The organism is Caballeronia sp. GAWG1-5s-s, from assembly GCF_023631445.1.
Taxonomy (GTDB): Bacteria; Pseudomonadota; Gammaproteobacteria; order Burkholderiales; family Burkholderiaceae; genus Caballeronia.
This window is the reverse complement of sequence record NZ_JALQDC010000013.1, coordinates 45371-59275: the sequence shown is the minus strand read 5'-3', so window position 1 is coordinate 59275 and position 13905 is coordinate 45371. Positions and strand designations below refer to the sequence as shown.

Sequence of the window (13905 nt, the reverse complement as noted above, 5' to 3'; positions counted from 1 at the left end):
CGAACAGGACCGTGAAACGACTCCACGCCGATGATAGTGCGGATTGCCCGTGTGAAAGTAGGTAATCGTCAGGCTCCTCCTTGCCACAAACAAAAACCCCACCCCGCAAAGGTGGGGTTTTTGCGTTTTCTGGCGCTCGCGCGGCGAACCGATGCTGGCGCGCTAAAATCTCCGTCGTATCCCGCATCGTCGTTGTCATCGAGTTCTCATGCTACGTTTAAGCGAAATCAAACTCCCGCTGGATCATCCTGATTCCGCTATCAGGCCGGCCGTCATCGCGCGTCTGGGCGAAGTTGGAATCGCGGCGGAGGAACTCATCGACTTCCATGTTTTCCGTCGCGCACATGATGCTCGCAAACGCGCCGACATCAAGTTGACCTACATCATCGATGTCACGGTGACGGACGAAGCGTCCGCGCTCGATCGCCTCAAAGCACATCCGCATCCCCACTGCGGCGTGACGCCCGACATGACGTACCACTTCGTGACGCGAGCGCCCGAGCGGTCCTCGATGCTGCGACCGGTGGTCATCGGCATGGGGCCTTGCGGGCTATTCGCCGGGCTGATTCTCGCGCAAATGGGTTTTCGGCCGATCATCCTCGAGCGCGGCAAGGCCGTGCGTGAAAGAACGAAGGATACATGGGGACTTTGGCGGCGGAACGAACTCCAGCCGGAGTCCAACGTGCAGTTCGGAGAAGGCGGTGCCGGTACGTTTTCGGACGGAAAACTCTATAGCCAGATCAAGGATCCGAAGCACTACGGCCGCAAGGTTCTCGACGAGTTCGTCAAAGCAGGCGCGCCAGAAGACATTCTCTATCTGAGCCGCCCGCATATCGGCACTTTTAGACTCGTTAGCATGGTCGAGAAGATGCGCGCGACGATCCACCAACTCGGCGGCGAAGTGCGTTTTCAGCAGCGCGTCGAAGACATCGACATCGATAACGGCAAGGTGCGCGGCCTGCGCCTGTCGACCGGTGAAACGCTTCGCTGTGACCATGTCGTGCTGGCCGTCGGCCATAGCGCGCGCGATACCTTCGAGATGCTGCACAAACGCGGCGTTTTCATGGAAGCCAAGCCGTTTTCGCTAGGGTTTCGCATCGAGCATCCGCAGGGCGTCATCGATCGTAGTCGCTTCGGCAAGTTCGCCGGGCATGAGCGCCTGGGCGCTGCCGACTACAAAGTGGTGCATCACTGCAGCAACGGGCGCTCGGTCTACAGCTTTTGCATGTGCCCGGGCGGTACGGTCGTCGCGGCGACCTCCGAGCCGGGGCGTGTCGTCACGAACGGCATGAGCCAGTATTCGCGCGCGGAGCGGAATGCAAACGCGGGCATCGTCGTCGGCATCACGCCGGAGGATTATCCCGGCGGTCCCTTGGCGGGAATCGCGTTTCAGCGAAAGTGGGAAGAGCGAGCTTTCGAACTCGGCGGCGGCGATTACTGCGCGCCTGCACAGCTCGTCGGCGACTTCATTGCCGGCCGTCCGTCGACGTCGCTCGGTTCGGTGATTCCGTCATATAAGCCGGGCGTCAAGCCCACCGATCTGAGCACGGTTTTGCCCGATTACGTCATCGAGGCGATTCGCGAAGCCTTGCCGCAGATCGACAAGAAGCTCCCCGGCTTCGCCATGCACGATGCTGTGCTGACCGGCGTCGAGACGCGCACGTCTTCGCCGTTGCGCGTGCGTCGAAGGGGTGACTATCAGAGCGTGAATGTCGAAGGCTTATACCCGGCAGGCGAGGGCGCGGGCTACGCGGGCGGAATCTACTCGGCGGCGATCGACGGTATTGAAGTCGCCGAGGCCGTTGCTCTGCAGATGATGGCCGAGCATTCCGCGACTGTATAGGCCAACGTTAGCATGGACGTCATCCTGACGCCGAATGCGCCGTTCCGCCCGACGCATTCGGATGAGGTCTCACGAAACCCGACCGCTTCCGCCGAACGATGGCGGAAGCGCAATCAGCGCCCGATCTCAGAGCATTGACGCCCAGGCGGGCGCCGATTGCCCCGCATCAGCTACCCTGCGCTTCAATAAATCAAGTCACCACGCCAACCTGCCACGGCACAAATTCACTCTGCCCGTAGCCATGCTGCTCGCTCTTAGACGGCACGCCTGACGCGCAGTCCAGCATCATCTGGAAAATCTCGTCGCCGAGCTGGTCGATCGTCGCGGTGCCGTCGATCACGCCGCCACAGTTGATATCCATGTCGTCTTCCTGCCGCTCCCACAGCGCCGTGTTGGTCGCGAGCTTGAGCGATGGCGACGGCGCGCAGCCGTAAGCCGAACCGCGGCCCGTGGTGAAGCAGATCAGGTTCGCGCCGGATGCCACCTGGCCGGTCGCGGACATCGGATCGTAGCCGGGCGAATCCATGAAAACGAAGCCCTTCGCGTCGATACGCTGCGCGTACTCGTACACCTCGACAAGATTGGTCGTGCCGCCCTTGGCGACAGCGCCGAGCGACTTTTCGAGAATCGTGGTCAGCCCGCCGACCTTGTTGCCCGCCGACGGGTTGTTGTCCATTGCCGCGCCGTTGCGCTCGCAGTAGCTCTCCCACCACTTGATGCGCGCAAGCAGCTTTTCGCCGACTTCGCGGCTCACCGCGCGCCGCGTCAGCAAGTGCTCCGCGCCGTACACCTCGGGCGTTTCGGAAAGAATCGCCGTGCCGCCGTGCGCAACGAGCTTGTCGACTGCCGCGCCGAGCGCCGGATTCGCCGAGATGCCGGAATAGCCGTCCGAGCCGCCGCACTGCAAGCCGACGATCAGATGCGAAGCAGGCAACGGCTCGCGCTGCACGCGGTTGGCGTCCGCGAGCATCTCCTTCACCATCGCGATGCCGCGTTCGATGGTTTTCCGCGTGCCGCCGCTATCCTGAATGGTGAAGCTGCGCAGCCGCTCGCCGTCCTTCAATCCGGCCGATTCCAGCACGCCGCCGATCTGGTTCGTCTCGCAGCCCAAGCCGACGAACAGCACCGAATGAAAGTTCGGATGCACCGCGTAGCCGGCGAGCGTCCGGCGCAGAATGCCGAGCCCTTCGCCTTGCATGTCAATGCCGCATCCCAGACCGTGCGTGAGCGCGATCACGCCATCGACGTTCGGATAATCCGCCAGCACTTCCGGATGCACGTCGCGCCGGAAATGGTCCGCGATCGCGCGCGCGACCGTCGCCGAGCAGTTCACGCTCGTCAGCACGCCGACGAAATTGCGCGTGGCGACGCGCCCGTCGTCGCGGCGAATACCCATGAACGTGGCCGGCGAGTCGACGAACGGCGTCGGATGCTTGTCGACGCCGAACTCGTGTTCGCGCGCGAAATCGGCCATCGAGAGATTGTGCGTGTGCACGTGCTGGCCGCGCGCAATCGCCTCTTTCGCCACGCCGATGATCTGGTTGTAGCGTTTGACGGGCTCGCCCGCCGCGATCGCGCGGGTGGCGATCTTGTGGCCCGGCGGAATCAGCCCGGTGACGACGAGATCCTCCGACGCAATGCGCGCGCCGGAGAGCAATTGACGTGTCGCGATCACGACGTCGTCTTTCGGATGCAGCCGGATGACCGCATGGTCGTTGGATACGGTGGACATGATCTTTCTTAGATGGTGGAGGGTGCGCGCTTGTCGGCGACGGCGCGTTTGTCCGCTTCATCGAGCGGCTCGATCTTGCCGACGATCACAAGATAGCTGAACGCGCCAAGGAAGCAAAAGCCGCCCGCGACGCACAACGGAATAACGAAGGAGCCCTTGGTGATGGAAAGCATCACGCCGGTGAACGTCGTGATGACGATGCCCGCCAGATTCGACGCGAAGTTCTGAATGCCGCCGATCGACGCAACGTGGTCCGGCGTCGGCGCGACGTCGCTCGGAAGCGACCAGATGCTGGCCGCGGCGAACGCGAGGCTCGCGTAAGCAATGCCGAAGAACGCAAGCATCAGATAGATGTTCGACGTGAACGCCGACAGCGTGATGACCGACGAGAGCAGCATGCCGCCGACCATGCAGGTCTTGCGAGCAGCGGTCAGGCTCCAGCCGCGCTTGAACAGCGAGTCGGAGACGAAGCCGCCGAGCCAGCCGCCCGGAATCGACATCAGCGCGGGAATCGTGCCGAGCGTGCCGAGCGATTTCAGCGAGAAGCCGTGCGCCTGAACGAGATAGCTCGGGAACCACGTGATGAAGAAGTAGATCACGAAGTTCAGGCAGAAGAAGCCGAGCATCATGCCCCACAGCGTGCGGTACTTGAAAAGCGAGGCCCACGACACTTTGTTCTTCGGGGCAACCGGTTGCGGCGGCACATCGACCTCGCCGGTGAGGTCGCCCTTCGACTTGTTCCGGTAGATCGCGAACCAGCCGACAATCCACACGAAGCCGAGCAGGCCGGTGATCACGAACGACGCTTCCCAGCCGAACGAACTGATGATGAGCGCGACGACAGGAATCGACAGCGCCGAGCCGACGCGCGAGCCGCTATCGAAGATGCTGGTCGCGAAGGCGCGCTGCTCTTTCGTGAACCATTGCGACACGAGTTTCGCGCACGACGGATACGCGCCCGCTTCGCCGATGCCGAGCATGAGCCGGCAGCCGAACATGCCGGCGACGCTCGTGGTCACCGCGGTCAGCGCCGTGAACACCGACCACCAGCCGACCGCCAGCGGGAGCGCGATGCGCGCGCCGACGCGATCGACGAACCAGCCGAACGGCATCTGCATGAGCGCGTAAGTCCAGAAGAAGCCGCTCAGGATGAAGCCCATCTCCGCGGGCCCGATGCCGAGCGCCTTCTCGATCTGAGGCGCTGCGACCGCGAGATTGGCCCGGTCGATGTAATTGATGGCGATGGCCAGAAAGGCCAGAAAAATCACTACCCAACGCATCTTGCGCATTTGTTGTCTCCTGCTGGAAGCGGCACTACGTTCGTGTCGGCCGGTCCGCCTTATGCCGTGCGGCGGGCCGTGTTTATGAAATTCATGGCGCTGTCCGCTTCTGCGGCGGACTGGCGTGGTAGATCAGTGTGTCGTCGTTTCCAAGGCCTCGCGCAGTCGTTTTTGCTCGACATCGAGCTTGAGCTCGCGAGCGAGCTCGATGACCGGCTGAAAGCGCCGGGCCTTCTTCTCTTCATGATTCCGGGCGATGTCCGCGAGCCGATGCACGAGAAACGGGTTCTCGAACCGGTCGCGCACGCTCGCGAGATATTCCGTCGCCACGTCGTGCTGGCCGAGCGCGTTGAACACCGGTAACACTTCGTCGCGCCAAACTGTCTCTAGCGGATCGCGGTACGCCGGGTCGCGCATGGCGTCGAGCACGGTCATGTTCGGCGCGCCGTCGCGCGTACGCCAGATTTCAGCAAGCATGGTGTGGCCGAGGTTGAGCAGCAGCAATTTGAGCCGTTCGTAGTGCGCAAGATCGTCGGTCACCACGATATCTTCGTGCTCGCACGGAAGGACCATGCGCGGCTGCCGCTCGATGGCCCACAGCGCGTAAGGCTCGGCAATCGCGCCAACCGGAACGATCGGCTCCGACACGATACGGTCCACCAGCGAGTTGACCCAGATGCAGTCGTTCGTCAGATAGCGGATGAAAGCGTCGTCCAGGCTCCACCCGCGCGCGACGCCGCACACGAGGTCGCGCAGCGTGTCGCCATTGCGGGAAACGAGTTCGCACGGCAGCAGGGTGATCGGCTCGGCGCCCGCGCGGAAGCGCGCATGCAGCAGCACCGCGAGCTTCGCGGCGAAGCCGCGCGGCGTGCGGCGGCCGTCAAGCAGGTCGGCGGTGTCTTCATCGAAAAGTGCGTAGCCGGCATCGGCGGTATTCGAGACGATGACTTTCACGTCGCGCTCGATGCGTTGCAGAAGCAGCGGCCAGTCTTCGTTTGCGTGCAGCGCCTCGGTGATCGAATCGCTCTCGATGGTGACGTCCACAGTCTCGTCGCCGCGACGTCCGCGAATGCGTACCGGATAGCGTCCCGTCGCGCGCAGCGCATCGGTGCGGGCGCGGCTATCCGCGCTCGACGTCGTCTGCACGACCGTGATCTTGCCGAGCGCCTTCGACGGATCGCGCCGCGCCGCTTCGGCGACGAAGAAATCCACGTGCGCTTGCAGAAAGCGGCTCGTGCCGAACTGAAGAATCGGATTGCTCATGATTGCGTCGCTCGCGTCGTGCGGTGCATTCGCCGTGCCCGCGACGGATGACGCATTGGGCTCGGTCGTGTCCGTCTGGAAACGGTTCCAGCGGGATCGAAAAAAAGGTGGCCACGTGGCCTTACCAGATCGCATACTAGTGGCTTGAATCGTGATTGGTCAAGCCACTTGTAAGCAGCGAATGTTCGGTGAACCGCCCGCCTACGGTGCTTCAGCGCCTCGCCTGATTACAATCCACGTTTTCCCCGAGCTTTCAGGAGTCAGCACGTGAGTGTGAAACCACCGGAGACGCGGCGTCTTTATTTGCAGATCGCCGACAAGCTGCGCGGGTTGATCGAACAGAAGGACTTCGCGCCTAACGGCCGACTGCCGTCCGAGCGCGAACTGGCGCAGACGCTCGGCGTGTCGCGGCCGTCCGTGCGCGAGGCGCTGGTTGCGCTCGAACTGGAAGGGCGCGTCGAAATCCGCATGGGTTCGGGCGTCTATACCTGCGCGACGCCGGCTGCGAAGCCGCCGCGCGCCGAAGCCGAGCTCGGCGAGAGTCCCATCGAGATCATGAATGCGCGCAGCGTGATAGAAGGCGCGATTGCCGCGAGCGTCGCGCCGTTCGCGCGGCCCAAGGCGCTGAAGGCGCTGCGTACGGTGTACGAAACGATGGCGCGCGAAGTGGAGAACGGCCTCATCCCAATGAGCGCGGATCGCGCGTTTCATGTCGCGATCGCGCAGATGTCCGGCAACGACGTGCTCGTGCGGACCGTCGGCGCGCTCTACGACGAGCGGCATAGCCCGCTGTCATCGACGCTTCGGGGGCATTTCGAGGGAGAAGAAACGTGGGCGGCCGCGCTGACGGAACATCGCGACATCCTTGAGGCGCTCGAGGCGCGCGACGCGGTTCAGGCTCAGGCCGCGATGCAGCGGCACATGCGCAATTCCGCGGCGCGGCTCATGACAAAACGCAAGGCGTGAAGCCGGCGCGTCCTCGAAGGGCGGGCCGGCTCGGGGCGCAGCGGCGCGTCAGCCCGGGTAGGCTTCATCGACCTTCAAGCCGGCTAGCTTGAAGATCACGCGCAGCGTCTGCGGGGCGATGTCCCGGCGCGACGCGAGCGTCGTCAGCACGAAATCCATCACCTTGGCGTACTTGAGCATGGTCAGGCACGTTTCGATATCGGTGGAGCCGTCGCGCATCGATTCTGCAAGGCGCAGCATCTCCACGGAAATCTCTCGTGCCATTTCCAGTTCGAGCTGCTGCTTTTCGCTCCACGCCGGCATCGCGGTCAGTGCCGCAAGCATCTCCTGAAACTGCTTCTCTGCTTTCTTGTCCGGGATCGCATCCATCGCCGTCCTCTCTTGATCATGGCGCCGGCGAGTCGCATTCGCCGCGCTGTGCGTTAGGTGTTACGTAACAGAGCCACACGCGGCGACAACGTAAGCGTTGCGAAACGCGGCTTTGCTACCCAGCTTGTTGCTCCTGCCTTGTTGCATCGTCGTGCGATCTTCCGGGTCGCATCGTGTGCTGTCTGTATCAATGGCCTCATTGTCAGACGATGCACGATCCGTTCCACGGGCCTCTTCGGGCCGCGTTTGCCCTCCAACCGTCAGGCGGAACAAGAGCGTCTTTGCGCTTTTGGGTAAACTTCCTCTTTTGAGACGGCAGAACCAGCGGTTAGCGCACATTCAGCGCGAACATGCTCCGCTTTTCACACTCCAGTCACTGATTACGATGGCCAAGAAGTCCACTGCCGCGTCGCCCGGCGCGTCCGATTTGCAAACCAAGCACGAAATCCGCCCAGGACAGTCCATCGAGCTGCTGAAGGAACTGCATATCCTCACGCGCGACGGCAAGATGAATCAGGACAGCCGTCGCAAACTGAAGCAGGTCTATCACTTGTTTCAGTTCATCGAACCGCTTCTGGCCGATGTGCATCAGCGGCAAGGATCCGTGTCGCTTGTCGATCACGGAGCAGGGAAGTCTTACCTGGGCTTCATTCTCTACGATCTCTTCTTCAAGACTCTGCGCGATCGGTCACACATCTATGGCATAGAGACGCGCGAGGAGCTGGTAAAAAAGTCGGAAGAATTGGCAGAACGGCTCGGCTTCGATCGCATGTCGTTTCTGAATCTGTCGGTGGCCGAATCGATTCATTCGCAGCAATTGCCGGACTCGGTCGATATCGTCACCGCATTGCATGCATGTAATACCGCAACGGACGACGCCATCCATTTCGCTCTGCAGAAGAAGGCGAAGTACATCGTGGTCGTGCCGTGCTGTCAGGCGGAAGTCGCGTCGGTGTTGCGCAAGAACAAGGGACACGCGCTGTCGAAGAATGTGCTGACCGAAATGTGGCGGCATCCGCTGCACACGCGCGAATTCGGGAGCCAGATCACCAATGTGCTGCGTTGCCTGCAACTCGAATCGCACGGTTATCAGGTCAGCGTGACCGAGCTCGTGGGCTGGGAACATTCGATGAAAAACGAACTGATCATTGCGCAGTTCAAGGACTTGCCGCGCGGCCGTCCGGCGCAGCGGCTTTCGGATGTGCTCGAAACGCTCGGGCTCGACGAGCTTCGCGAGCGTTTCTTTACGCAGTAGTTACCGTTTGTTCATCCACGCCTTGAAGCCGTCGTGCCCGAGGCGGCGCAGTGTTTCGATGTTGCGCTCGTAGATGTCGGAGGCGTCCGGGAACGCGGCGACCGCGCGATCGATGCTCGCTTCGCGCAACAGATGGAAGATGGGAAACGGGGCGCGATTCGTATAGTTGTCGATATCGTCCGGCTCGGTGCCATCGAACTGATACTGCGGATGAAAGCTCGCAATCTGCAACTCGCCCGCCAGCTTGAGTTCGCCGAGCAGACGTTCGGCAAAAAAGAGCGCGTCGTTGTAATCGGTGAAGTCGGCGAAGGCGTCGGGCGTGATGAAAAGCGTCGTGTCGATGGCGTTCGGATCGCTCTCGTGCAACAGGCGCAATTCGTCCGCGAGTTCGACGACCACGTCTTCCACGGTTCGCGCTTCGCTCACCACATAACGAATCTGTCCCTTCACGTGCACGCTCTTGGCGAACGGGCACAAATTGAGGCCGATGACCGCTCGTGTGAGCCAGTGCTCGGTGGCCGCGATGACATCTTCGCGGGTGCTTCGGTGCTTCATGAGCTTTCCTGATTTCCTTGCCGGTGATTGCGCTTCTCGCATGCTGCATCGACTAACGCGCGCGCCACGCGCGACGCCGCGCGCAGCGGCCCCGAGCCGGGACCATAAGTCTGACTGGTTGCGTACACGCCATCCAGAAGCAGCGCCAGCGATTCTGCCAGTTCCACCGGCTGTTCCGCGCCGGCTGCCTGACATTTTTCGATGAAGCGCGTCATCACATAGCGTTTGTTTCGCTCGACCAGTTGCCGCGCCGGATGCGCTGGGTCGCCGAACTCGCACGACACGTTCACGAACGGGCAGCCGCGATAGTCCGGCGCGGACGCGCGCTCGACCAAATCGTCGAACGCCTGCACCAGTTGTTTCGCCGGATCGCCCGGATGCTTGTCGAAGCTCGCTTCTAGCCGTTGCCGGAAGCGGTCGTCCATGCGCTCCAGATACGCGACGACGAGTTCGTCCTTCGACGCGAACCGCCGATACAGACTCATCTTGTTGACGCCGGCCCGCTCCACGACGGCATCGACGCCGACCGCCCGAATGCCTTCGCGATAAAAAAGTGCCTGCGCCGCGTCGAGCAGTTGCTCCTGCGCGGTTGCGCCGTCGGTACGAACCTGACGGCGGGCAGGGGTTTTCGCCGGGGCGGCGGGTGATCGTGTCAAAGTCGGATCCTCGAAAACTGGATTGGTCTTGACATGTTACCGATCAGTAACTAAGCTCGCAACTCCAATGTGACTGATCAGTAACGAAGAACAATCAACCGAGCGGAGCGGCGATGAATTGGGTAGCGAAACGGCTTGACGGCCGCATGCACTACGGATGGGTGACGGTGGGCGTCGTGTTTCTGGTGCTGCTGGCCGCAGCCGGCACGCGCGCCACGCCGAGCGTGATGATGCTGCCGCTCGAAAAGCAACTCGGCTGGTCACGCGGCACGATTTCACTCGCGATTTCCATCAATCTGGCGCTGTACGGCTTGACCGGACCGTTCGCCGCCGCCGCGATGCAGCGTTTCGGCGTGCGTCCGACCTTGCTCGCCGCGCTGGCGACGCTCGCGGCGGGCGTCGGCGCGTCTTCGATGATGACCGCGCCGTGGCAAATGGTGCTGGTCTGGGGCGTGGTGGTCGGCGGTGCGACGGGCGTCGCCGCCCTGACGCTTTCGGCGACGGTCGTGAATCGCTGGTTCACGACGCATCGCGGCCTCGCGATGGGCATTCTCACCGCCAGTTCGGCCACCGGTCAGCTCGTGTTCCTGCCGTTCCTCGCGTCGATTTCCGAACACCACGGCTGGCGGCCGGTCGTGTTCGTGGTCGCTGCTGCCGCGGCCGTGGTGCTGCCGCTCGTCGCGTGGCTGCTCCCCGAGCGTCCGGCCGATGTCGCGCTGCGGCCCGTCGGAGAGGCCGCCGGCACGCCGCCCGCCGCCGCTGCGGCGCATAAGAATCCGATCAAGGTGGCGTTCGGCGCGCTGTCGTCGGCAAGCCGGACGCGGGATTTCTGGCTGCTCTTTTTCAGCTTCTTCGTCTGCGGCGCGAGCACGAACGGCTATGTTGGCACGCATCTGATCGCCATGTGCGCGGATTACGGCATGACGCAGGTGCAGGGCGCGACGCTGCTCGCCGCGATGGGCATCTTCGATCTCTTCGGCACCACGCTTTCGGGCTGGCTTTCCGACCGCTTCAACGCGCGCGTGCTGCTCTTCTGGTACTACGGGCTGCGCGGGCTGTCGCTGATGTATTTGCCGTATGCGTTCGGCATCGACTTTTTCGGCTTGCCGGTCTTCGCGGTGTTTTACGGCCTCGACTGGATTGCCACCGTTCCGCCGACCGTGCGTCTCGCCACCGACGTGTACGGCAAGGAATCCGCGCCGATCGTGTTCGGCTGGATCGTCGCGGGGCACCAGCTCGGCGCGGCGTTCGCGGCGCTCGGCGGCGGCATGCTGCGCTCGAGCCTCGGCAGCTACACCGTCGCGACGATGATCTCCGGCGGACTTTGCCTCGTCGCGGCGGTGGCGGTGCTGCGCATCAACCGGGCGCGGCGTGCTGCCGGCGTGGCCGCGACTTGACGCGAGAGCGGTGTCTGCGTGCTGCGGCGTCCTTGTTTATGCTTGCTCTTTCTCACTGACAAGGAGTCACGCCATGAGTGCAAAGCCCGCTCCGACCGACATCGACATCCACGATCTGCTGGCCGGCCGCTGGAGCCCGCGCGCGTATTCGAACGAGCCGGTCGACCGCGCGCAGTTGCATCGGTTGCTGGAAGCGGCCCGCTGGGCGCCGTCGTCGAGTAATTTGCAGCCGTGGCGATTCCTCGTGTTCGATCGTCATCGCGACGAGGCGGTGTTTCAGCGGGCGTTCGAGACGCTCGTGCCGTTCAACCAGAAGTGGAACGCGAACGTGCCGTTGCTGATCTGCGTGGCGGCGTCCACGCTGACGCCGAAGGGCGAGCCGAATCAGGCAGCCGCCTACGACACCGGCGCGGCGGCGATGGCGCTCGTGCTTCAGGCGCACGCGCTGGACCTCGCGGCGCATCAGATGGGCGGCTTCGATCGCGACGCCTTCCGCGCTGCGTTCTCCGTGCCTGACGATGTCCAGTTGATCGCGATGATTTCGGTCGGGCATCACGGCGACGCGAGTCTGCTGGACGAGACCCTGCGAGAGAGGGAAACCGCGCCGCGCTCGCGTCGGCCGTTGGGCGAAACGGCGTTCGAGGGCGCGTGGGGGAAGGCGTTTGGTTGAGCGAGGGTGTGGGCGCCGGTGAGCGTCGGGCGTCGCGGGGACGCCGGTTCGATTGGCGAAATCCTATTGCGAAGGCGAAACCGCCGCGCGCGCCCGCCGACTCTGCGGCGCGTGTGGCAAGGCGTCCGGCCGAGAATGCGGAGTCAGTGATCGTCGGGCATCACGGCGATGCGAGTCTCCTGGACGAAACGCTGCGCGAGACAGCTTCCGCAAGCGCACCAAACAAGCGTCCGACTGCAGCGAAAACTCAATGATCATTCGCAGCCGACAGCGGCCGAGCCACGTCCTCGAGCGACTTCCGTTCCGCCGCGACGCCCCAGATGCCCGCGACCACCGCCGCCGCGACCATCAGCGCCGAGCCGATCAGATAGCCGATGAACACCGCGCTGCGCTCGTGCGTGTCGATCAAATGCCCGAAAAGCGCCGGTCCGATGATTCCGCCGAGCGCGGTCCCGAACGCATAAAACACGGCGATCGCGAGCGCGCGGATTTCGAGCGGGAACGTCTCGCTCACCGTCAGATACGCCGAACTCGCCGCCGCCGACGCGAAGAAGAAAATGATCATCCACGCGACGGTCTGCGTGGTGACGGTGAGCATGCCTTGCGTGAACATCCACCCGCTGATCGTCAGCAGCACGCCCGAGGTCGCGTACGTGAACGCGATCATCCGGCGGCGGCCGAGCACGTCGAACAGCTTGCCGAGCAGCACGGGCCCCAGAAAATTGCCGGCGGCGAACGGCAGCACGTACCAGCCGATGTGATCGCCCGGTACGTGATAGAAGTCCGTCAGCACCAGCGCGTAGGTGAAAAAGATCGCGTTGTAGAAAAACGCCTGCGCGGTCATCAGCATCAGCCCGACGAGCGAGCGCCGCCGATGCACCTTGAAAAGCGTATCGGCGACTTCGCGCAGCGGCGTGTGTTCGCGGGCGTGCAGCCGCAGCGGCTTGACGGGCGTGTCGGGCACGGTCACGCCGTGCTCGCGGAAATGCGCTTCGATGTCCTCGACCACCTGCCGCGCTTCGTCTTCGCGGTTGTGCGTGATGAGCCAGCGCGGGCTCTCCGGCACCCACATCCGCATGAACAGAATCGTGAGCCCGAGCGCCGCGCCGATCAGAAAGCACCCGCGCCAGCCCCAATCGGGCGGCAGCACGCCCGGATCGAGCAGCACCAGCGACCCCGCCGCGCCGATGCCCGCGCCGACCCAGAACGTGCCGTTGATCGCAAGGTCGGTCCAGCCGCGCAGCCGGGCGGGCGTGAACTCCTGAATCGTCGAATTGATGGCCGTGTATTCCCCGCCGATGCCCGCGCCCGTCAGGAAACGAAAGAGCACGAACGAAGCGAGATTCCACGAAAACGCGGTCGCGGCGGTGGCGGCCACGTAGAGAAACAGCGTGATGAAGAACAGCTTGCGCCGTCCGAGCCGGTCCGTGAGCCAGCCGAATCCGAGCGCGCCCACCACGGCGCCTGCGATATACGCGCTGCCGCCGAAGCCGACGTCCGCGTTCGAGAAGCGCAACACCGGACTGGTTTTTAGCGCGCTCGCGACCGCGCCGGCGAGCGTCACTTCGAGCCCATCCAGCAGCCACGTAATGCCGAGCGCGAAGACGATGAGCGTATGAAAGCGTCCCCACGGCAGACGGTCGAGCCGACCGGGCAAATCGGTTTCGATGATGCCGGATCGCTCGCCTGAGCCGGCTGTCGAACGGGTGTCTTCGGGTGCGGTGGTTTCGTTCATGACGTCCGGCCGTCGGCGGTTGAGCGACGAAAAGGCCGGAGCAAGCTCCATTCCGCTTTTCTCGGGCTAACCGAGCAGGCTAAATTTAGCCCACGAGAGATTGATGATCCTCGCGTCGCCGTGGTACAAACCCCGTCCAAGTTTTTTTGATACGCGGCGTTGCCTCGTAACGCCGCCGCGAATC

At 63.3% G+C, this 13905-nt stretch carries 13 protein-coding genes; 5 read left to right on the top strand and 8 right to left on the bottom strand.

Translation table 11 applies throughout. From position 1 onward, the window contains the following. Positions 1-199 (bottom strand): hypothetical protein (locus tag NCR34_RS12385; protein ID WP_250500052.1); only part of this gene is annotated, 199 nt, incomplete at its 3' end. Between the two features lie 9 nt (positions 200-208). On the opposite strand from NCR34_RS12385, the gene NCR34_RS12380 reads away from it, so the two are divergent. Further along, complete coding sequence (locus NCR34_RS12380; RefSeq protein ID WP_248320592.1) at positions 209-1843, top strand: NAD(P)/FAD-dependent oxidoreductase; 1635 nt, start codon at positions 209-211, stop codon at positions 1841-1843. Positions 1844-2033: 190 nt separating this feature from the next. On the opposite strand, the gene NCR34_RS12375 is transcribed toward NCR34_RS12380, so the two are convergent. The 3 genes from NCR34_RS12375 to NCR34_RS12365 form a co-directional block, all read right to left on the bottom strand. Next, positions 2034-3575 (bottom strand): UxaA family hydrolase, encoded by a 1542-nt coding sequence (locus NCR34_RS12375; RefSeq protein WP_248320591.1) that lies wholly within the window; start codon positions 3573-3575, stop codon positions 2034-2036. A gap of 8 nt (positions 3576-3583) precedes the next feature. Then, entirely contained in the window at positions 3584-4864 is a 1281-nt protein-coding gene (locus tag NCR34_RS12370; protein ID WP_175946573.1) for an MFS transporter, read from the bottom strand. Between the two features lie 123 nt (positions 4865-4987). Continuing rightward, complete coding sequence (locus NCR34_RS12365) at positions 4988-6118, bottom strand: mannitol dehydrogenase family protein (RefSeq protein WP_248320590.1); 1131 nt, start codon at positions 6116-6118, stop codon at positions 4988-4990. A 267-nt stretch (positions 6119-6385) separates the two neighbouring features. Here NCR34_RS12365 and NCR34_RS12360 point away from each other — a divergent pair, with 267 nt between their 5' ends. Continuing rightward, the gene (locus tag NCR34_RS12360; RefSeq protein WP_305854663.1) at positions 6386-7084 is read left to right on the top strand and encodes a FadR/GntR family transcriptional regulator; all 699 of its coding nucleotides are present in this window, start codon (positions 6386-6388) and stop codon (positions 7082-7084) included. Positions 7085-7132: 48 nt separating this feature from the next. Here NCR34_RS12360 and NCR34_RS12355 read toward each other — a convergent pair whose 3' ends face one another. Continuing rightward, positions 7133-7453, bottom strand: coding sequence for a hypothetical protein (locus tag NCR34_RS12355; RefSeq protein ID WP_061125643.1), 321 nt, complete (start codon positions 7451-7453; stop codon positions 7133-7135). 385 nt (positions 7454-7838) lie between these two features. On the opposite strand from NCR34_RS12355, the gene NCR34_RS12350 reads away from it, so the two are divergent. Then, positions 7839-8708 (top strand): class I SAM-dependent methyltransferase, encoded by an 870-nt coding sequence (locus NCR34_RS12350; RefSeq protein WP_248320589.1) that lies wholly within the window; start codon positions 7839-7841, stop codon positions 8706-8708. Here NCR34_RS12350 and NCR34_RS12345 read toward each other — a convergent pair whose 3' ends face one another. After that, a complete protein-coding gene (locus NCR34_RS12345; RefSeq protein WP_248320588.1) occupies positions 8709-9263 on the bottom strand; it encodes a DUF1415 domain-containing protein in 555 nt (184 codons plus the stop codon). Continuing rightward, the gene (locus NCR34_RS12340; RefSeq protein ID WP_248320587.1) at positions 9260-9919 is read right to left on the bottom strand and encodes a TetR/AcrR family transcriptional regulator; all 660 of its coding nucleotides are present in this window, start codon (positions 9917-9919) and stop codon (positions 9260-9262) included. The genes NCR34_RS12345 and NCR34_RS12340 overlap by 4 nt, the downstream gene beginning before the upstream one ends. A 113-nt stretch (positions 9920-10032) precedes the next feature. Between NCR34_RS12340 and NCR34_RS12335 the strand changes: the two genes are divergently transcribed. Together NCR34_RS12335 and NCR34_RS12330 are read left to right on the top strand one after the other, a co-directional pair. Further along, entirely contained in the window at positions 10033-11316 is a 1284-nt protein-coding gene (locus tag NCR34_RS12335; protein ID WP_175946584.1) for an MFS transporter, read from the top strand. A 73-nt stretch (positions 11317-11389) separates the two neighbouring features. Continuing rightward, positions 11390-11986: a nitroreductase family protein gene (locus tag NCR34_RS12330; RefSeq protein WP_248320586.1), complete on the top strand. Its 597-nt coding sequence runs from the start codon at positions 11390-11392 to the stop codon at positions 11984-11986. 247 nt (positions 11987-12233) lie between these two features. On the opposite strand, the gene NCR34_RS12325 is transcribed toward NCR34_RS12330, so the two are convergent. Then, positions 12234-13721 carry an MFS transporter gene (locus NCR34_RS12325; RefSeq protein ID WP_248320585.1) on the bottom strand — a complete coding sequence of 496 codons (1488 nt, stop codon included), beginning with the start codon at positions 13719-13721 and terminating at the stop codon, positions 12234-12236. Positions 13722-13905 lie beyond the last annotated feature (184 nt).

Excerpts from the sequence above, each read along its gene's own strand:
- NCR34_RS12380 (WP_248320592.1), top strand. The coding sequence starts at position 209 with ATGCTACGTTTAAGCGAAATCAAACTCCCGCTGGATCATCCTGATTCC.
- NCR34_RS12375 (WP_248320591.1), bottom strand. The coding sequence starts at position 3,575 with ATGTCCACCGTATCCAACGACCATGCGGTCATCCGGCTGCATCCGAAA.
- NCR34_RS12370 (WP_175946573.1), bottom strand. The coding sequence starts at position 4,864 with ATGCGCAAGATGCGTTGGGTAGTGATTTTTCTGGCCTTTCTGGCCATC.
- NCR34_RS12365 (WP_248320590.1), bottom strand. The coding sequence starts at position 6,118 with ATGAGCAATCCGATTCTTCAGTTCGGCACGAGCCGCTTTCTGCAAGCG.
- NCR34_RS12355 (WP_061125643.1), bottom strand. The coding sequence starts at position 7,453 with ATGGATGCGATCCCGGACAAGAAAGCAGAGAAGCAGTTTCAGGAGATG.
- NCR34_RS12350 (WP_248320589.1), top strand. The coding sequence starts at position 7,839 with ATGGCCAAGAAGTCCACTGCCGCGTCGCCCGGCGCGTCCGATTTGCAA.
- NCR34_RS12345 (WP_248320588.1), bottom strand. The coding sequence starts at position 9,263 with ATGAAGCACCGAAGCACCCGCGAAGATGTCATCGCGGCCACCGAGCAC.
- NCR34_RS12335 (WP_175946584.1), top strand. The coding sequence starts at position 10,033 with ATGAATTGGGTAGCGAAACGGCTTGACGGCCGCATGCACTACGGATGG.
- NCR34_RS12330 (WP_248320586.1), top strand. The coding sequence starts at position 11,390 with ATGAGTGCAAAGCCCGCTCCGACCGACATCGACATCCACGATCTGCTG.
- NCR34_RS12325 (WP_248320585.1), bottom strand. The coding sequence starts at position 13,721 with ATGAACGAAACCACCGCACCCGAAGACACCCGTTCGACAGCCGGCTCA.